Here is a 19,680-nt window from a genome sequence, read left to right as displayed (position 1 = left end):
CCGCTTGGCGGCCGGCCGCTTTTCCTTCACGGGCGCCGGTGCGTGGGTACGCGCGGGGGCCGTGAAATACCGAGTCGGCAGGTTGCCGTCAGGTTATGGAGGCGGCCATGGGGCGAACACCCCTAGCGGGCCCCTATCCGTGCCCGGCGGGCGGAAGCGGGGGCGGCCGGGGCTCCCCGGTGGGGTGGGGCGGTGGGTGCGGGGTCGGGTACCGTCGGGTCGAAGCTCGCCGACGGGGAAGACATGATCAAGGTATTGCTCGCCGATGACCAGCGGCTCGTCCGAGGGGCGCTGTCGGCCATGCTCGATCTGGAGACGGACATCGAGGTCGTCGCCGAGGTCGGGTCGGGCGAGGAGGCGGTGGCGGCCGCGCTGCGGGCCCGGCCGGACGTGGCGCTGCTCGATGTGCAGATGCCGGGCATGGACGGGCTGACGGCGGCGGCGGAGCTGCGGTCGGTGCTGCCGTCGTGCCGGGTCGTCATCTGTACGACGTTCGGGCGGCCGGGATATCTGACCCGGGCGCTGGCGGCCGGGGCCGCCGGGTTCATCGTGAAGGACGCGCCGCCGGAGCATCTGGTGGACGCGGTGCGCCGGGTGCACGCGGGGTTGCGGGTGGTCGATCCGGGGCTGGCGGCGGAGTCGCTCGCGAGCGGGACGAGTCCGCTGACCGACCGGGAGCGCGATGTGCTGCGGGCGGCGAGCGACGGGCGGACGGTGGCGGAGGTGGCGCGCCGGCTGCGGTTGTCCGAGGGGACGGTCCGCAACCACCTGTCGTCGGCGATGCGCAAGACGGGGGCGGGTACGCGGGCCGAGGCCGTGCTGGTCGCGGAGAACCAAGGCTGGCTCTGAACACAGGAGTCGCCTCGCTCCCGCACAAGAACCCACACTTGACGCGTACCTGACGCCCTGTCCGGACGTCCACCACGCTAACGATCCGTCAACTCTCGGGAAACATCCGGAACCAGACCATCCGAATCATTGATCGCCACGTACAGTGACGACCTCGGGAGTCTCTCGGCCACCGGCACCCCAACAGGACCGTCACCTTCCGCGCGGCGTGCGATGCGATACATTGCGCGGGGAACGGGTTTGGGAGTGCCAACCGCCACGCCAGGTAAAGAAACAGTCAACAAAACCCCAAGGGATATACCGGCGTTGGGCGAGCGCTCCCCAAGAACGTACGGGGGTGTCAGCGCATGATATTTGCAGAGCGCAACAGTGAGATGTCTCTACTGAGAGACCTCTTCGCGCAGTCCGAAAAGCGACGGGCACAGATTGTGCTCGTCGAGGGGGCGGTCGCGAGCGGAAAAACAGTCCTTCTCCACACCTTCGGCGAGGAGGCGGCCGAGTCCGGAGCGCTGGTGCTGACGGCCACGGGATCGCGGGCCGAGCGCACCCATCCCTTCGGCGTACTGGGCCAGTTGTTCCACGAGTTCCACGACCAGGAGCTCCAGAACTGGGCCGACGACCAGGTCACCGCCTTCCTCAGCCGGCCGGCCGGGGAGGACGCGCCGGACCCGGACCCGGTGGCGATGGAACGGACCACCGCGCAGCTCGCCCGCACGCTGTGCACGGCGCTGCTGAAGTCCGCCGCCGGCCGGCCCGTCGTCATCGGCATCGACGACGTGCAGTACGCCGACGCCCCCTCGCTCCAGGTCCTGCTCTACCTGCTGCGCCGGCTGAAGACCGACAAGCTCCTGGTGGTCCTCAACGAGTGGACCGTCTCACCGCTCGCCCACCCCACGTTCCGGGCGGAGCTGCTGCGCCAGCCCAATTGCCATCGCATACAGCTCCAGTCCCTCTCCGTTCCCGAGGTGGCCGAGGTCCTCACCGAGTACCTCACCCGTACCGCCGCCGATCTGCTGGCCCCCGCCTACCACGACGTGTGCGGCGGGAACCCCCTCCTGCTCCGCGGGCTCATCGAGGACGGCGTGCTGCGGCCCATGGGCGACCAGCAGGCCCTGCCCGCCCTCCCCAGCACCGATGAATCGTTCCGGCAGGCCGTCTTCGCCTGTCTCTACCGCTGGGACCAGAGCGCCATCGACGTCGCGCGCGGTCTGGCGGTGCTCGGCGGCTCGGCCGAGCCCCACCTCATCGGGCAGCTCATCGGCATGGAGTGCCCGCGCGTCCTGAAGATCGTCCACTCCCTCACCCGCTCCCAGCTCGTCCGCGACGGGCAGCTGCGCCACCCGGCCATCCGGGCCGCCGTCCTGGACACCCTGCCGCTCGACGACCAGGTGCCGATGCACCTGCGGGCCGCCCAGCTGCTGCACGACAGCGGCGCCGACGCCACCGACGTCGCCCGGCACCTCCTGGCCGCGGGCAGCGTTCCCGCCCCGTGGGCGGTGCACGTGCTGCAGGACGCGAGCACCCAGGCGCTGGCCGAGGCCGACGTCCAGCTCGCCCTCGGCTGCCTCGAGCTCGCGCAGCGCGGCTGCGCGGACCCGGCCCTGCGCGCCTCGCTCACCATGTCCCTGACCGAGCTGCTCTGGAGCCGCGACCCCTCGGCCGCCGCCCGCTACCTCACCCCCCTCAAGGAGGCCCTGCTCCAGGGCCTGCTGGAACGGAGCAACGCGCTCCCGGTGGCGCTCCACCTCTTCTGGCACAGCCGGTCGGACGAGGCGCACGACCTCATCGCCTGGTTCAAGGCCTCCCGCGACCCCGCGGACACGGACGAGCTGCCCGGGCTCTGCCCGCTGGAGAACATCCAGCACTGGCTCCACCTGGGCTCCTGCCCGTCGCGCGACGGGATCGTGGCCGTCGGCACCCTGGTGGGCGCGGGCGCCGGCCGGGGCCCGGTCGGCGGTCCGGCCGACCCCGACACCCCGGCGCCGCTCACCGCGCAGGGGGCCCTGGACTCCGCGGTCCACGAGGGCCTCCACGCCCGGGCCGTGGAGTGGGCGGAGAGCGCCCTGACCACGCTGCGGCTGTCCGGCGCCACCATCGGCGAGGTCCAGTTCGCGCTGTCCACGCTGCTTCACACCGGCCGGTCCGGCAAGGCCGCTGCGTACTGCGAGAAGTTCCTCACCGAGGCCCGCGCCCGGCAGGCCGCCACCTGGGAGGCGCTGCTCACGGCCTTCATGGCGGAGATCTCGCTGCGTCAGGGGGCGCTGCTGCGGGCGGTCGAGCAGGCCCAGGAGGCCCTGCGGCTGATCTCGGCGCGCGGCTGGGGGGCGGCCATCGGTCACCCGCTGTCCGTGCAGCTGCTGGCGCTGACCGCGCTGAGCCGGCACGACGAGGCGGCGCGGCTGCTGCGGCAGGCGGTGCCGGAGGGCATGTTCCACTGCCCGCCGGGGGTGCGCTACATGCGGGCCCGCGGTCACCACTACCTGGCGACGCAGCGGCCGGGCGACGCGTACGCGGACTTCCAGCGGTGCGGCGAGCTGATGCGGTCCTGGTCGCTGGACCTGCCGGAGATGGTGCCGTGGCGCAGCGACCTGGCCCAGGCGCAGCTGGGGCTGGGCCGTACGAAGGCGGCGCGGGAGCTGATCGTCGAGCAGCTGGCCATGCCGGGGGCGCACAACGCGCGGACGCGCGGGATCTCGCTGCGGGTGCTGGCGGCGGCCGGGGACGGCAAGCGCCGGACGGCGTTGCTGCGGGAGTCCGTGGACCTGCTCGGCGCGTCCGGCGATCAGGCCGAGCTGGCCCGGGCGCTGGCGGAGCTGAGCCGGGCCCACCACGACCTGGGCGAGTTCAGCCGGGCGCGGATGCTGGGCCACCAGGCGCTCCAGCTGGCGCAGGACTGCGGGTCGCAGCTGGCGTGCCGGGCGCTGCTGTCCACGGGGGACGCGGCGAAGAGCCTCCAGGACAGCGGTGCGGACGGGGTCGAGTCGCTCAGCGACGCGGAGCGGCGCGTGGCGGCGCTGGCCGCGGTCGGGCACACCAACCGGGAGATCGCCCGGGAGCTGTACATCACGGTGAGCACGGTCGAGCAGCACCTGACGCGGGTCTACCGGAAGCTCAATGTGAAGCAGCGGGCGGATCTGCCGCTGCGGCTCAAGGAGAGCGGGGACCGGGGCGCCCAGGAGCTGGCGGTGGCCGGCCGGGCGTGAGCGTCACGCCGGTCGCTCGGACAGGGGGCGGTAGGGGTTGCCGGGGCCTGGTGGCGGTGCGAGATTCGCAGCTCCAGGCCCCCCGCCATGGCAGGGGCCCCTCTTACGTCTCTACGGCAGGAAAAGAACCGTGACGACAACGACGACGAACGAGCGTCAGTGGCTGCGCAGTTTCCATCCGGCTCCCGGGGCCCCGGTGCGGCTGGTGTGCTTCCCGCACGCGGGCGGATCGGCCAGCTACTACTTCCCGGTGTCGGCGTCGCTGGCTCCGGAGGTGGAGGTCGTCGCGGTGCAGTACCCGGGCCGGCAGGACCGCAGGAACGAGCCCTGTGTCGACGACATCGGGCTGCTGGCCGACCGGATCGACGAGGCCCTGACGGCCGGCGGGTTCGGTACCGGCACGCCGTACGCCTTCTTCGGGCACAGCATGGGCGCGGTCCTGGCGTTCGAGGTGGCGCTGCGCCGGGAGCGGCGGGGCGAGCCCGGTCCGTTCCGGGTCTTCGCCTCGGGCCGCCGGGCGCCCGGCCGGTTCCGGGACGAGAAGGTCCACCAGGGTTCGGACGCGGCGGTCGTCGAGGAGATGCGGCTGCTGGGCGGTACGGATGCGCGGTGGCTGGAGGACGCGGAGCTGATGGCCATGGTGCTGCCGGCGCTGCGCGCCGACTACCGGGCGGTGGAGCGGTACCGCGCGGGCGCCGGGGAGCGGATCGGCGCCCCCGTCACCGTACTGACCGGCGACGCCGACCCGCGGACCAGCGCGGAGGAGGCGGCGGCCTGGAGCGAGCACACGCGGGCCGACTGCGCGGTGTCGACGTTCGCCGGCGGGCACTTCTTCCTGGAGCAGCACCAGCGAGCGGTGATCGACCTGGTCCGCCAGGGCCTCGCGACCCCCTAGCGGACCCCCCTAACCCGCGGTACGCCCCGGCTCGGGCACGAGCCGGCGGCCGTCACCGTCCGTGACGACGAATCCGCCGGTCGGGGGCGGGAAGTGACTGCCCAGCAGCAAGGCGTCCGTACCGGCGAGCGCGGCAAGGAGGTCGCGGCGGGTGCGGGCGGCGAGGGCGGGGTCGGTGTCCACGCAGCTGGTGATGCCCGGGTGGGCGAGCTGCACGGGATGGTGGACGCAGGCACCCGTGATCACGGCCGCGCGGCCGGCGCTGCGGAGTTCGACGGAGACCTGTCCGGGGGTGTGCCCCGGCGTGGGGAGCAGCCGGACGCCTGGGGCGACGGCGGTGGGTCCGTCGCCCACGTCGATGAGGTCGAGGAGTCCGGCGTCGCGGACGGAGTGGACTGAGTCGAGGAACATCTGCCGGCGGCTGTCGTCCATGTGGCCGGCGGCGGCCTCTCAGTGGTCCCATTCCGTGCGGGAGACGAGGTACCGGGCGTTACGGAACGTGGGCACCCAAGGGCCGTCGGCGGCGGCACGAGTGGTGTTCCAGCCGACGTGGTCGGTGTGCAGGTGCGTCAGCACGACCACGTCGACCGAATCGGGCTGAAAGCCGGCGTCGGTGAGCCGCTGAGGATAGTCGGTGTCGAGCTGGTTCCAGGCGGGGTTGGCGCGGGTCTTGCCGTTGCCGATGCCGGTGTCGACGACGACGCGCAGGCCGTCCGTCTCGAAGGCGAAGCTGTGGCTCGTCAGCCGGAGGGAACCGTCGGAGGCGGCGAAGTCCGGCCGGAGCCAGGGCCGCGCGGAGACGAGGTCGGAGTGGCGTCGGGCAGCAGCCAGGCGCCGGTCCCCGGCGGGAGCGCGATCTCGTCGACGCGGTGCACGACGAGATCGCCCACTGTCCAGGTCGGGTTCATCCGGGGTCCCCTCCACAGAGCTCGCACAATCGTTAACGCAAAAGATTAGCGTTAGTGTGGCGCCATGAGTCCCAGACCAGCGGCCCGCCCCGGAGGGCGCAGCGCCCGCGTCCAGGAGGCGGTACACCAGGCCGTCCGCGCGCTGTGGGCCGAGCAGGCCGCTCTCACCGTGCCGCTCGTCGCCGCGCGCGGGCGTCACGCCGTTCACCATCTACCGCCGCTGGGGCGACCTCCAGGAACTGCTCTCGAAGGTGGCCGTGGAACGACTACGCCCCGAGGGCGCCCCGGCGGACCACGGAAGCCTGCGCGCGGACCTGGACCACTGGGCCGCCGCCTTCCTGGAGGAGATGTCGTCCCCGCCCGGCCGCTCCTACGTCCGCGACGCCCTCGCGGGCGACCCGGACGGCTCCCCGCGCGGGGCAGTGCTCGGCGTACGCGCGCGAACAGGTGGAGGAGATCCTCGCCCGAGCGGCCCACCGAGGCGAACATGCACCGGACACCGAGACGGTCATGGACTACGTCGTGGCCCCGATGATGTACCGCGTCCTCTTCCGCCCGGGCCCACTCGACGCGGCGTACGCCCACGACCTGATCGCCACGGTCTTCCACCGGCTGATGCCCTTGCCGTGACGGCGGGCGGATCAGCGGGGACGCAGCTCGACCACTCGTGCGCCAGTCCTGGCGGACCGACCCGTTGAGGGGCGACGTGGATCGCCGCAAGCCTCGATCCTGCCGTGAAGGGGATGCAATCATGGAGAATCAGGTATCCCGCTGCGTCTGAACCGGCAAAGACATGCCGTCGGGAGTGAGCGGGAAGCCTGCCCATCCCACCCCGGGTCGCGTTCCCGAAGAGCACGAACGGTGATCATGGAAGAGTCCCGCCTCGAACGCCTCAGCTTCCTTGCCGTGTGTGCCGGAGCAGGCGGCCTCGCACTCGGCCTTGAGCAAGCCGGTTTCGACCCCGTGCTGCTTCTGGACAACCGCGCCGTGGCCTGCGAGACGCTGCGGTGGAACCGTCCCGGATGGAACGTCCTCGAAGCCGATCTTCTGGACTTCGACCCGGTGGAACACCAGGCGACGTATGACGTGGATCTCCTCGCTGCCGGCCTGCCCCGAGTGAAGGCGAGCGCCGCAGCGGCACGCGAGAACAGCATCGAGGAGATCCGAATACTCGAAGCGACGATCATGCTCATGCACGGCGTGCAGCCACGTGCCCTACTCATCGAGAATGTCCCCGATCTGGTCTCCAAACCCGCGTACGAGCCGATCCGCGCGTACGTCGCCGCCGAGCTCGATCACCTCGGGTACCGGCACCGTTGGTTCGTGCTCAACGCGATGGACCACGGCGTACCCCAGGACCGCAAGCAGGGGATCCTGATGGCGTTCAAGGAGGACTCCGTCGAGCGCTTCGTCACTCCGATGCCCGACACGAAGCCACCGATCACTGTAGGCGAGGCACTGGGTGCTTCCATGGCCGCACGTGGCTGGCCCTACGCGGCAGCATGGGCCGAACAGGCCGACCAGGTCGCTCCGACCCTGGTCGGCGGTTCCTGGAACCGCGGCGGGGCCGACCTGGGCCCGACCGGGTCGAAGCGTTCCTGGGCCCGTATGCGCGTTAACGGCGGCACCGTCGCCGACGAGCCTCCTGGGCCGGACTTTCCTTGGGACCCATCGCTCGGCGTCAGGGGCATGGTGCCGCTGACCGTCGATCAGGCGGCTCGGCTGCAAGGCTTTCCCGACGACTGGTACTTCGCCGGCCGTAAGACGGCCCGCTATCGCCAGATAGGGCATGCCTCGCCGCCTCCGGTGGGCCGAGCCCTCGGGCTCGCGGTCCAGGCCGCACTGGAGCGTCGGGCATAGTCGCCTGCAAGTCGGGGCAGCACTCGACCTCCCATTTCGGGGGTGACGCGCTCGCCCCGAGGTACTGTCGGGGTGGGGAGGACACTGTATGTCTCCTCTCCCCGCCCCGGCGTCACTCCCCGGTGCTCACGGAGTGAGCAAGTTGGAGAAGAAACCGATCGACGGGTCCTCCGGAGTACCGGCGAGGAGGGCCCGGTCGAGCAGGCCGTTGTTGTGCTCGCAGCTGGTCTCCGGGAGCATGACGCAAGCGTGACAGGCGGCCATGTTGGTGCCACCTGTACCGGAGATCTCGGTCTCGATGCAGAGCGGGTCGGCCGAGCACCATTCGGCACGGTGGACGGCCGAGCGCACCGCCTGGGCGAGGCGGTCGGTCTCGCCCTGGGCGACCAGGCCGCCGAGGCTACCGGCGGAATCACTGGTGGCCGTGTAGATCAGTACGCCGGCCATCTCGTCACCCGAGTAGATCCGCTCGCGGAGCGAGGCGGCCGGGTAGCCGGAGTCCAGGCTCCACTCATTGATCATCACGTGCGCGAGGGTGTGCAGCAGGACCATGCGCGGAGTGGCAGGAGAGGACGGGACTCGGCCCGGATCGGAAGCCCGCTCGGCGAGAACCCGCTGGTGCCGACGGCGCATGTGTTCCACGCGGGCGGCAACGGCGGGCAGTTCGGCCCAGGCGTCGACCCTCTCCTCGTCGAGTCGGAAGAAGACCCCTTCGCCGTGGACCTCCATGGCGGGCAGCCAGTCGGTGGGGGCGAGGGAGAGGGCCGCCTCGTGGCCCTCGGAAGAGGTCTCGGGGTCGATGACGCGCGTGAATGCCTTGAGGGCTCGGACCTCGCGAAGCTTCTTCACCAGCATCGGGGTGACCAGGCCCGGACCGGTCAGCGGCGCTGCGTCGCCGGTCGGGGGCTCGCAGACGAACTGCTCGGTGTGGTGGCCGGAGTCCTCGGGGTTGCCCACGCACAGACGCTCGTACTCCAGGTCGCGCAGGGCCCTGTAACGCTGCTCCTGGCCGGCGTCGGGACCGTCCTCTCCGGTGAGGTCCTCGGCCTCCATGGCGGTGAGCAGTTCCATGACCTTCTCGGGGCTCACAGGAGAAGGGGCCCCGTCGAGGATGTACTTCAGATGGATCTCGATCTCGGCGGGGGTGGTGCAGGAGCGGAGCGTGTCCCAATGCCCGGCCAGGGCCTGCACCCGGGTGTCGCTCCAGGGCGGGATGGAGAGGGCCGAGCGGAGCACCGGCTGCCACACCGAGGAGGAACCACGCTGGAGGGTTCGGGGCGGCTGGGAGCAGAAGAGGTCGGGGGCGCCCTTCAGCCAGGGGCGCTTGCCCTCGCAGCGAATGTTCAGGTCCCTGAGGGCGCCGCGCCGGAAGGAACCCTCCATGGACACCTCCGGCACTCCGCAGGAGCAGGAGAGCACAACCGAACGGAGCGAGGAAGTGCGGCCCGAGGAGCGCAGGCTCATCCGGCCGTTGCAGAATCCGGCCTCGCCCTCGCCTCGTCGGCCCCGGTGCAACCACTTCCAGTACGGGAAGTCGGCGATGTGCCCGTCCTCGCAGGCCACCACGAAACGGGAGGGCACCAGGGGCTCGGAGCACTCGGCACACTCGTTGCGTCCGGGCGGTGAGTTGAACTTCCGTACGTGGTCCAGTGCATGGCACTCGGGGCAGTGGTGCCACAACGGGAAGCGGCGCACCCGGATGCCGTCGCGGCTGTCGTCGCCGGAGGCGGGCGGCAGGCGGAACCGGCTCACGCCCAGTACTCGGGCGAGACGCGGCTCGTGGATCACCGGGGCCTCGTCGCGGCGCCACTGCTCCTCGGCCTCGTCGATGCCGGAGACGATGAACGACTCCTGCTCCACGGCGATCAGCGACCCCACGCCGTAGGTGGTGATGGCCTGGGCACGGCGGACCGCGCCACGGCGGGGCAGGGTGCGGGCCGGTCCGGCGTTGCCGTCGGCGCCACGCCGGCGGCGGGGAGGGGGCGGGGTCATCGGGATGCCTCCATGAACAGGGCGGATTCGGCGTCGACGTCGCGGAGGGACCACAGGGTCTCCCACGCCTCGACGTCCTCCGGAGCGTCGTTGTAGGGCTTGAGCAGCGAGGGGACACGGCGTCCGCGCTTCGGTTCGTAGTACAGGCCGCCGTGCGCCTCGGCCTCCCCGTACCACCAGTCGACGAACTCGTCGAAGGCGGCGGCCACGTGGGAGACCTCCTTGGCGACGCTCTCCTTCGGGGAGACCTTCTCGACCCGTTCGAGGATCTTCGGGCGGATCCTTTCCCTCAGCTCGTCCAGGAAGAGGTCGATGTTCCCGGCAGCCTCGTCGTCACGGGCGGCGGGGATCAGGATGCGGGCGAGGGCGACGATCACTGCATGCAGGCCGCGGTCACGGGCGCGGGCCGAGAAGGGGGTCACCGAGGTGGACTCGACCTCGCGGTAGAGGGCGGAGTGGAAGTGCTGGAAGTTCTCGTAATGCGAACGGTCACGGGATCGGCCGGCGTTGAGCATCACCGCCACCAGGCCGGGGTGGGCACGGCCCACGCGGCTGGTGGCCTGGATGTACTCGGCGGTGGTCTGCGGCTGGCCCATGACAGCCATCAGGCCGAGCCGGTCCACGTCCACTCCGACGGCGATCATGTTCGTGGCAAGGAGCACGTCCACCACATCGCGGCCGGGCAGCCGTCGCTCGATCTGCTTCAGGCGGGCCGGGATGTCACTGGCGTCGACCCGGCTGGTCAGCTCGGAGTGATTGCCTACGGAGCGGGGCTCGCAGGCGTCGCGGTCGGCCAGATGTTCCAGGTGGGCCACGACGTCGTCGTGGACCTGGAGTTCGGCGGCGGACAGCAGGCGCAGGCTGTTGAAGTAACCGACCAGCGTCCAGTACGCGTCGCGCACCTCCTGAGTGGTGTCGGCCCGCATCGCCTGGTGGAGCAGGGTGGCGTAGGTGCGGATCAGCAGGGTGGACTGGCTGGTGCCAGGGGCGAGCAGGCCCACATAGCGGCGGGACGCCTTGTCACCGGCGGGGGTCTCCACGGCGAACCAGGAGTCGCGGGCGTCCAGGCCCGCGGGCGGAAACTGACGCACCTCGCGGGAGAACAGGGCCCTGCCCTGGTCGGCGGCACGGCGGATGGTCGCGGTCGAGGCGATCACCTTGGGACGGTCGGCCAGCACATCGACGGCCGTCTCGTACAGGCCGGTCAGGGTGCCCAGCGGTCCGGAGATCAGGTGCAGCTCGTCCTGCACGATCAGCTCCGGGGGCGGGGTGGAGTCCTGGCGGTCCCGATTGAAGAGTGCGGCTGTCTGCGCGCGCCACGGCATCGAGGCGAACTTGTCCACGGTGGCGATCACCAGGGTGGGCCGGGCCCGGTACACGGTCTCGTCGACCAGGTGCACCGGCAGCCCGCCGGAGAACGCACAGGCCGGGTCGGGACAACGCACGTCCATCCGGACCGCTTCCTCGTCGACCGAGTAGTGGTGGGCGTCGAGGGCGGTCCCGCACCACGGGCAGGCGTGCAGCTGGACCGGGTTTTCGGTCTGGAGCACCTTCCCGGAGCGGGCGGCACCGAGCTGCCGAGAGGCGACCTCCAGGGTGTTCGGGGTGGCGGACCGCCCCACCCACATGCCGAGGGAGATCTCCTCGTGGCCCAGCTCGGCAGGGTTGCGGCGCCGCATCTGTTCCATTGCGCAGAGCAGAATCGCGGCACGTTCGAACTGCTGGAGGGTGAGCAGACGCAGTGTGTAGCGCATAAGGACGGTGACACCGCCGCCTGCCCCGCCGAGCCGCTTTCGGCGCAGGAAGGTGGTCAGCGCGATCAGCCCCAGGTACGCCTCGGTCTTGCCGCCACCGGTAGGGAACCACAACAGGTCCGACACGCCTCGGTCGGGGTGCTGCGGATCGTCCACCCCGGCCAGACACAACAGCACGAAGGCGATCTGGAACGGGCGCCAGCGCGCGGAGGCCGGGTCGGGCTCACCGCTCCGGCCGCACTTGACCCAGGCGCTCCGGGCCCGCTGGGTCGCCATCGCCCGGTTGGCCAGGCGGAACGCCCACATCAGGTCGGGCTTGTCACGCAGTAGCGCGATGCCCTCCCGGATCCGCGCCAGGGCCTCCTCGCAGGACTTGACCTGGGTCGATGCAGGCTCCTCGTAGGAGGTGCCGGCGAGCCCGGCGGCTTCGGCCCGCTTCCGGGCGATCCACCGCTCGTAGCCCGCGGCCAGCCCTTCCAGTGCGGCGATCACTTCGGTGTCGGGGGCCTCGGCGAGGCCCAGCATGGTGAGTGCACAGTCGTCGATCTCAGGGTTGGAGTCGGTGAGCAGCACCTCGTACGTGGGCACGAACTCGGTGCGTACCTCTGCCACACCCGCGCGCTCCACGTCGGTGAGGCCGACCGGGGGCGGGGCCCAGTCCCACACGGCCGCGGAGCCGTGGCCGGCGGCGAAGGTGGGGACATGCCGGTGCAGCAGTCGGCCGGTCTGCAGCTCCGGGTCCACGGCGGACAAAGCGGCGGGGCGCTCCACGAATGCGCTCGCCCCGTTGGCGGCACGGACTGTCAGCCCTGCCTGGAACAGGGCGAAGGCGTCCTGGAGCTCCCGCTCACCCACCTTTTGGATGTTGACCAGGGTCACCGTGACGGTGACCGTACCGGTCTCCGCCGACGGACGACGTACGTGCACCTCCAGTCGGGCCGTGCCGTCCACCAGGTCGCGTGAAGCACCGCGCCCCGGGTACGTCACATCGATCCTGGTGTCGGGCAGGTCCAGCTCCACACGACGCCAGCGTTCCCGTTGGTCGGAGGTGGTGCGGGCCTCGCTGCGACGGGCCGAGACCTTGCGGCCCTCGGCGTCCTCCGCCTCGTACACGGCAGCGCGCGCCGAAACGACGATCTCCCGGCACGCGGCGAGGTCGACGGCGAAGGTCAGGCCGACGGTGGACGGGCGCCGGGCGCCGGCGTTGGGGCGCTCCGCTGCCTGCCCGGACTCCTCAAGGTTGTCTGCTCCGGTCACGGGCTCCTCGTCCAGGCCCTCGTCCTCGGCGGCGTCCTCCTGGACGCGAAGGCGGGCCTCGGCGTCCGCCGGTCGCGGGAAGAGCACGCCCACGGGGTAGCGGGTGATCGGGGCATCCTGGTCGAGCACCTCGGCGCGATCCTCGGCGGATGCGTCGATGTCGGGCCCCAACAGCTCCCGACGGAGCCGGGCCACCAGGTCCTCACGGACCTCGTAGTGCGCGGCGTGCCGCCCTGCGTGGATGGTCATTCCTGCTCCTCCTCGATCCCGGCAGTACGCCGGAACCGCCCGATTCCGCTGATTCGCGGGGCGATCCACACCCCGCGCTCACCCAGGCCCGCGTTGACCCCGGCGGCAGTGCTGCCCGCGACGGACTCCAGGCAGTCGACCCGCAGGCCGGTGATTTCCCCGGGCCACTGGACCTTCCAGTTCGTACCGACCTTCAGGAGGGCGTACAAGTCGCTCCTGAAGACCTCGGATGCATCGCCGATCTCCCGCCCCTCGTGCAGCACCGCGTACCGTGGGCTCTGTTCGGGACCCATGGGGAGGGTGTCACGCAGCCGGAACGTCACCGCGTCCCCCGACCGCACCCGCTCCAGCAGGTACGACTGGGCGCCGCATGCGTCGTTCAGGGCGTCGGCCGGTTCCTGGGCGCAGACGTCGCCGGCTCGTACCTCGACGCCGTCGCGCCGCCACTTGTGGCGGGGGTTCGGGACACCCCGGTACCAGCGCCCGGTCGGTTTGTGCTTGAGGACCGTCACCGTGTCCGGTGCGGCGACGCGGTACAGATCCTCCTGGGCCCTGGTCATCGCCACGTAGAGGGCACGTGCCTCGGCGGGCACGTCGAGTTCGTCGTTGCAACGACGCAGCTCGGCCAGGCCCGGCGGGGTGAGAAGCACCACACGGTCGAACTCCAGCCCCTTGGAGCGGTGCACGGTGGACACGACGAGCGGTGCCGGTTCCGGGTCGGCCAGCTCGTCCGGGAAGCGGCGCTCCGCCACCAGTCCGCGCAGCCGCCCCACGTCGAGCGTGCCCCGACCGGTGCCGCGCGCCGCCGCTCGCAGGGCCCGCCACACCCGGTCCGGATCGGTGACCTCGAAGTGCCGCATCCCGCCGAGCAGTTCGCGCAGCCGCTGCTCGGTGAGCGTGGCGGCTTCGGTGCGACGCAGCAGCTCGGCGACCCAGGACGGCACCGGCCGGTCCTGGAGAGAGCGCCGCAGGGCGTGCGGTATGCCCTGGGTGTGCAGCAACTCCGAGACGAGCAGGGCTTGCCGGTTGTCACGGGTCAGGATCGCGCAGGTGCCGGGGTAGGACCGCAGCGAGTCCAGGGTGAACGAGTCGCTGAGCGAACCCATGTCGGGCACGCCGAGCAGTAGCTCGAGCAGCTCCCCGTGAAGCCGTTCGGCCACCGCGTCCGCTCCCTCGGCGGCGCTGCCGATGCCCTGCAGAGCCTGACCGAGGGGGAGCGCGATGCGCGCCTCGGGGGTGACGGCACGGAAGTTCCGCGTCAGTCGCAGCTCCACCAGGTCGTCGGAGTAGGAGGCGCGCACCCAGCGGAGGAAGAGGTCGGTTCGGTCGGCGTACTCCTCCGGGTCCTTGATCTGGAAGTCGTAGATCGCCTGGGCAGAGTCACCGACCAGGGTGAATCCGCAGGAGTCCTGCAGCTGGTCGAGCAGCGACTCCACCATCTCCCGGCGCACGCCCACCAGGTCCTGTACCTCGTCGACGATCACGTGTGCGGGCGGGCCGGACTCCAGGGACTCCAGCGCGCCCTTCTCGATCGCTTCGGTGGCCGCACGGATGCGCTCGTCGAAGGTGAGCGCCGACCACTCCCCCTCCGGACAGACCTGCACCAGCACGGAGTAGGCCCAGGAATCGAAGGTCTGCACCCGCACCCGCCGGGCGTGCCCGCCGTGCCGGGCGATCCGGTCCCGCAGCTCGCGGACGGCGGCCCGGGAGAAGCTGAGGACCAGCAGCTCGGAGGCTTCCACAGCCTCGTCCGGGTCGACGTGGCCGACGAGCGCGTCCATGCGGCGCACCAGCGTGTGGGTCTTGCCCGTGCCCGCTCCGGCGGTGACCAGCAGGCGGGCGTCCCAAGGATGGTCCACGACGGCCTGCTGCTCCGGCGTGAGGGCGCGTTCACCCTCGGAGGAGAAGGTCACTTCTTGCTCCACAGGTGCTCGAACTTCGTGAAGACGAGGGCGGTCTCGAAGTTCCGGATGGTGTCGCGGACGTTGAGGATCAGGCAGGTCTCCTTGCCGCCGTTGCGGGGGCCGCGAAGACCACGTCCGATCATCTGCTGGTACACGTTCGGACTGTAGACGGGCCGGGCGACGACCACCGCGCGGGTGGCCGGGGCATCGAAGCCCTGCGTGAGGACGCCGTAGTTGGTGAGCACCCGCACCCTTCCGTCCCGGAACTCCTGGACCCGGGCCCGGCGGTCACTGTCGGAGGTGGTGGAGTCCACCGAGGACGCGGAGATGCCCTGGTCCTTCAATTTGGCCGCCAGATACTTGGCGTGTTCCACCGAGGTGGCGAAGACCAGAACCGGCCAGTCCTCGGGCATCGCCGCGATCTCCTCGACGATGCGACGGCTGCGGTCGTGGTCGTCGGCGAGCCGCTGTTCAGCGGCCTTGGACAGCAGGCTGAGCTGCTCGGTGCTCTCCCGCTCCTGGCGGGACAGCTCGATGGTGCCGCCGGTCAGCTCCCGATGCTCGACCTGCGCCAGCACCCCCACCTCCTGGAGGTACCCGTAGGCGTCGTCGGAGGGGAAGACGCCCTCGTCCAGGCGACGCGCGCCGAACCGGTTGATCAGACGGCGGGTCTCCTCCTCGTTGTGGCCGCGGAACGGGGTGGCGGTGAGGCCGAGCAGGTGCCGTGCAGTCCGGTGCTGGGTCAGACCGAGCAGGCCGAGGATCTCGGTGTAGCGCGGGCCGGTCGCCATGTGTGCCTCGTCCACCACGACCAGCGCGGCCTCCCGCAGCCAGGCGTACCGGCCGGTGTCCAGGCACACCTGAAGCTTGGCATCGGTGGCCACGACGAGCTGCGGCCCGTTGGTGATCGGGGCCGCCTCGTTCGAGGCCCACAGTCGGTTGATCGTCAGTCGGGTTTGAGCGCCGGCCTTGCTCCAGACGAACTGCCAGCTCTGGACCGCCTGTTCGCACAGTTCCTCGGTCTGCGCGATCCAAAGGATCGGACCCTTGAGGTCACCGGCCTGCTTGACCCACCGGATGACGGCCTCGGCGGTGACGCGCGTCTTGCCGGCGCCTGTGGGCAGCGACAGCATCGCACGCTGCGGGGTCAGCCGTTCCAACATCTCGAAGATGTTCAGAGCGAGTCGTTCCTGGTAGTCGTGCAGGCGTGGGAAGTCGCGGGGGCCGTCCACCGTCAGGCTCTGATCGAGGCTCGGGGCCCGGTAGCCGGCGAAGGGCGCGGGCAGACCCAGATCGGCGACGAAGGAGACCGCCGCCGAACCACCGGTGTAGGACGACGGGGCGCTCGGGAAGCGCTCCTGGATGTCGCGGGCATGGGTCTTGAGCACGGTGTCGCCGTGCGCGTTGAACGCCATCTGCGCGATCCGACGCCCGGCGGGCTCCTGCCCACCCAGCTCCTGCCGCTCGGCCTCCATCAGTCCGGCGGGCAGCCGTTCGCGCAGGGCATCCGCGCCGATCAGCAGCTCCAGTTTGGCCGTCACGTCCTCCGCCTCGCGAATCGCCTTCAGCGCGGACCGCACCTTCTCGTCCTGCTCCTGGCGGTCCTGGGCGTCCAGGACCGCGCGACAACCGGCCTCGCCCATCCGCAGACCCAGTTCACGGTCCACGGCCCGGAGCACGCCGAGCCGGTCCGACAGGTCCACAACCTTGATCACGCTGCCCTGTCGGGCGCTCTCCAGGGACTTCGCCCGAGCGCCGTGCGGGGTGCGGATGACCTCCTCGAGCATGGAGCAGCGCAGCAGGGAGTACGTGTTGACGGACGACCCCATCTTCTGACGCAGCGTAGGGAACTCCTCGGACAGCGGGACCGCCTCCACGGTCGACTCGTGCCGGGTCTCACGGCTGACGACGTCGTCGTGACGCAGCATGCCCCACTGTTCGACCATGAGGTCGGCGGACTCCCGGCCCGGCATCAGCAGTGCCGGCACCCGCTCGGCCCGCAACGAGCGGTACTCGTCCGGGTTCGCGGCGACGGCGATCTCACTGTCCTCCCGGGTCGCCCAGGCGTCGCCGATCCGGCAGCGGGTCAGGGAGTCCTCGGGAAAGTCGATCCCCAGTCGGGTCAGCAGGGCGTAGGTGGAACCGACGAAGGCGTCGTCCTCGCTGCCCTGGAGCTTCTCCAGGAGCTGCTCCCACTGTTCGGGCCGGACCTTCTCCACACTGTCCGCGAGCTTCAGCTTGCGGGCCTTCTCGGCGCTGACGTCCTCGGCTACCGGGAGCACGTCGCGATAGGCCGCGAGCTGCGGACCCACGGCCTCCTTGAGCATCTTGACGCCCTGAGAGGTCCTGACCCGGCCGTGCCGGGAGAGCATCCAGCGGATCGGGGACGTCGCAGATCGACGGGTGGAGACCTGCGCCCCGATCTGGAGCGTCCAGTTCTCGATCAGGCCTTCCTCGGGGAGCACCTGCAGGAACGCGGCGCGAGCTTCTTCGGAGAGCCGGGGAAGGAGGTGCAGGGGTCCGCCGACAGCCGCCCCTTCGATCCTGGTACGGGCCAGGGTCGGTCGGCTCGCCCGATCGTCGAGCGTGCGACAGTAGACCGCGTGAATGGCCTGGCGGTACTCCTCGAACCAGGGCTCGTCCTCGGGCCGGCGCCCGGCAGTCGGACGGTCCCGCAGGCCGAGTTCGCGGAAGAAGCCCGCGTCGTCGGCGTGGAACCGCATGTCCACCGCGACCCCGGCATCGCTCTGTGCAGTGACGACAGCGCCGGGCAGCATGCAGTCCCGCAAGGCTCGGAACTGCTCGTCCGCCGTCCGCACCCTGAGCGTTTCCATCGGCGCGGGCACACGCTTGACCAACTCATGGCCCACCACGGAGGCCCCCGCCTGGTGGAACAGCTCCCAGAATCGGGTCCACTCGCGCGGGCCGTAGGAGTCGAAGCCCTCGTCGAGCACGCTCACGAAGCGCCCCCGGACGTCGGCCTCCCGAATGCCGAGCACCGTCAGGGCGGAGGACAGCGACGGATCGTCGGACAGGGCCCGGTCCACGTAGACCAAAGACTCCCGCAGGCCGTCCTCGTCAGTGCGTCGGAAGACCTTGCCCGGCACCGGGGCGACCATGCCGTGGTCCTCGGTGAGCACGATCCTGGCCCTACGGGCCTCTCCGGCACAGCCGGCATCCGACTCGATCATGTCGGCGACGATTCGGATCGCGGTCTCCGAAGCCTCCGCCGTGCCGTCGGACACGAGCGCCTCCAGCCACTCGCGGACATCTGCCCGCTGCTGCTTGGTTCGATCCAGAATGTGCCCGACCTTGCCGGAGCGCAGGGTCGTGGCCTCCACCGACGGGTGCAGCCACTCCTTGGGGCGGCCGGGGTACGCGTGCCACTGACGCAGCCAACGGTAGGTAGCGACCAGGTCCTTGGACAGGACCGGATGGATGCGCAACTCGCGAGGGTTCCGCAGCACGCCGTCCTGGTCGGGCAGCGACGGCCGCTGGGCCGCCGTGTTCCAGATCTGCTCCAGCAGATACCGGTCCGCCCAACTGATGGCCTCCCTGGAACGGCCGGGCAGGAGCGGCAGATACGCGGCGGGGTCCTCCGCAGGAGCCAGCTCGGGCAGGGACTCCACCACCAGACGGGACGCGACCTGGATCATCTCCACGTTGAAGGGTGAGGCGTCGAGCAGGTTCTGCCGGTCCTCGTTGGTCTTCCAGGCACCGTTGAGAATCCCGGTGAGCGACATCTCGTACTTGCTGGGGAAGTACGCCCAGAACTGGCCGCGCCGACGCTGGCCCGCAGGCGTGAGCAGGCCGTTCTCGTCGTGCTTGTAGGCAGGAACGGCCCAGGCGAGGTCTACGGTCAAGCGGTCGTGCAGCTCGCCCGCGTCGCGACGCGCGACATCGGTGGGCTCGTGAGTGAGGGTGAAGACCTGCCATCGCAAGCCGGTCGGCGGCTTGCCGGTGCGCTCCTCGTGGATCGTGCACGAGGTTCCGTCCCGCTCGGCGCGAAGCGTCCGACGCACGATCGGGCGGGGGCGACGGTCCTCCAGGACCACCCGGCCCACGTGCGGGGAGAACAGGTGGAAGCCGGACGGGAACTCGTCGCGGGTCTCGTGGCCGGCCGCACCCTGGTGGCCGTGCATGTCCTTGCCCAGCCGGTCGGCCGCACCGGGCAGCAGCGGCAGACGGACCACCGTGCTGGCCCAGCTCAACAGCTCGTCCAGCACCTGGTCCCGAAGGCGCTCGGCCGCCGCGTCCAACTCGCGGGCCATGCGCAGCACCGGTGCCTCGAAGTCGTCGCCCAGCTGCTCGCGTACGCCGTCCACGTTGCGGATCCGTTCGTACGACCAAGCCCGGTCGAATCCGAAGCTGCCGCTGCTGCTGAAGAATTCGGGAGTGTCGGTCACTACCAGGACCGACTTGACGCCCACGCCGAACCGACCGATCTGCCCGCCCCGCTTACGGGACATGCTCATGCGCAGGATGGTCTCCGCGCCCTCGGGGCTCACGGGATTTCCCTGGTTGGCGCAGTACAAGTGGGTGTCGGTGAGCACCACGTGAATCCGCCCGTCGGGCTCGTCGCGGATCTCGTCGGCGGCGTTCTGGACCAGCTCGAAGAGCTGACGGTCGCCGTAGCCGCCCTGGGTGATGCGGCGCTCAGCGTTGGCGTGCTCAGGGATCAGGCCCGGGTCGACACGGTAGGTCTCCAGGACACGAAGGGACTGGTCGACGACAGTGCGGATCACAGGGGGCTGCGGATCGGCCACTAATGGTTCCACTTCAAGGCAAAGGGACGGGTTGGACGAGGCT

General features: G+C 70.7%; 8 protein-coding genes and 2 pseudogenes. 5 read left to right on the top strand and 5 right to left on the bottom strand.

Annotated elements, in window-relative coordinates:
* Nucleotides 1-243 precede the first annotated feature (243 nt).
* The 3 genes from AC07BS_RS04305 (at nucleotide 244) to AC07BS_RS04295 (ending at nucleotide 4,947) form a co-directional block, all read left to right on the top strand.
* Nucleotides 244-849 (top strand): response regulator, encoded by a 606-nt coding sequence (locus AC07BS_RS04305; protein WP_478640032.1) that lies wholly within the window; start codon nucleotides 244-246, stop codon nucleotides 847-849.
* Between the two features lie 347 nt (nucleotides 850-1,196).
* Nucleotides 1,197-4,052, top strand: a complete 2,856-nt coding sequence (locus AC07BS_RS04300; RefSeq protein WP_478930128.1) for a helix-turn-helix transcriptional regulator — start codon at nucleotides 1,197-1,199, stop codon at nucleotides 4,050-4,052.
* A 130-nt stretch (nucleotides 4,053-4,182) separates the two neighbouring features.
* A complete protein-coding gene (locus AC07BS_RS04295; RefSeq protein ID WP_478640038.1) occupies nucleotides 4,183-4,947 on the top strand; it encodes a thioesterase II family protein in 765 nt (254 codons plus the stop codon).
* A gap of 9 nt (nucleotides 4,948-4,956) precedes the next feature.
* On the opposite strand, the pseudogene AC07BS_RS04290 reads toward AC07BS_RS04295, so the two are convergent.
* Nucleotides 4,957-5,855 (bottom strand): annotated as a pseudogene (locus tag AC07BS_RS04290) (MBL fold metallo-hydrolase).
* Between the two features lie 64 nt (nucleotides 5,856-5,919).
* Here AC07BS_RS04290 and AC07BS_RS04285 point away from each other — a divergent pair.
* Both AC07BS_RS04285 and AC07BS_RS04280 read left to right on the top strand, forming a co-directional pair.
* Nucleotides 5,920-6,485, top strand: a pseudogene (locus AC07BS_RS04285) (TetR/AcrR family transcriptional regulator).
* Between the two features lie 237 nt (nucleotides 6,486-6,722).
* On the top strand, nucleotides 6,723-7,715 hold the full coding sequence (locus AC07BS_RS04280) for a DNA cytosine methyltransferase (RefSeq protein WP_478930327.1): 993 nt from the start codon (nucleotides 6,723-6,725) through the stop codon (nucleotides 7,713-7,715).
* Between the two features lie 126 nt (nucleotides 7,716-7,841).
* Here the strand turns inward: AC07BS_RS04280 and drmB are convergent, their stop codons facing one another.
* From drmB to AC07BS_RS04260, 4 genes are read right to left on the bottom strand one after another with little or no spacing between them, the layout of a single operon-like run.
* A complete protein-coding gene (gene drmB, locus AC07BS_RS04275; protein ID WP_478930126.1) occupies nucleotides 7,842-9,707 on the bottom strand; it encodes a DrmB family protein in 1,866 nt (621 codons plus the stop codon).
* The gene (locus AC07BS_RS04270; RefSeq protein WP_478930124.1) at nucleotides 9,704-12,967 is read right to left on the bottom strand and encodes a helicase-related protein; all 3,264 of its coding nucleotides are present in this window, start codon (nucleotides 12,965-12,967) and stop codon (nucleotides 9,704-9,706) included. Before AC07BS_RS04270 ends, drmB begins: the two co-directional genes overlap by 4 nt.
* Nucleotides 12,964-14,880: a UvrD-helicase domain-containing protein gene (locus AC07BS_RS04265; protein WP_478930122.1), complete on the bottom strand. Its 1,917-nt coding sequence runs from the start codon at nucleotides 14,878-14,880 to the stop codon at nucleotides 12,964-12,966. The genes AC07BS_RS04270 and AC07BS_RS04265 overlap by 4 nt, the downstream gene beginning before the upstream one ends.
* Complete coding sequence (locus AC07BS_RS04260) at nucleotides 14,877-19,637, bottom strand: sacsin N-terminal ATP-binding-like domain-containing protein (protein WP_478930121.1); 4,761 nt, start codon at nucleotides 19,635-19,637, stop codon at nucleotides 14,877-14,879. Before AC07BS_RS04260 ends, AC07BS_RS04265 begins: the two co-directional genes overlap by 4 nt.
* Between the last annotated feature and the right edge of the window lie 43 nt (nucleotides 19,638-19,680).

The sequence above is a fragment of the Streptomyces sp. NPDC044063 genome (genome assembly GCF_056434285.1).
Note: the sequence above shows the minus strand (reverse complement) of the source record. Positions and strands in the feature narration are given on the sequence as shown.

What these genes read in the sequence shown, in the direction of transcription:
- AC07BS_RS04305 (WP_478640032.1), top strand. Translation starts at nt 244, where the DNA reads ATGATCAAGGTATTGCTCGCCGATGACCAGCGGCTCGTCCGAGGGGCG.
- AC07BS_RS04300 (WP_478930128.1), top strand. Translation starts at nt 1,197, where the DNA reads ATGATATTTGCAGAGCGCAACAGTGAGATGTCTCTACTGAGAGACCTC.
- AC07BS_RS04280 (WP_478930327.1), top strand. Translation starts at nt 6,723, where the DNA reads ATGGAAGAGTCCCGCCTCGAACGCCTCAGCTTCCTTGCCGTGTGTGCC.
- drmB (WP_478930126.1), bottom strand. Translation starts at nt 9,707, where the DNA reads ATGACCCCGCCCCCTCCCCGCCGCCGGCGTGGCGCCGACGGCAACGCC.
- AC07BS_RS04270 (WP_478930124.1), bottom strand. Translation starts at nt 12,967, where the DNA reads ATGACCATCCACGCAGGGCGGCACGCCGCGCACTACGAGGTCCGTGAG.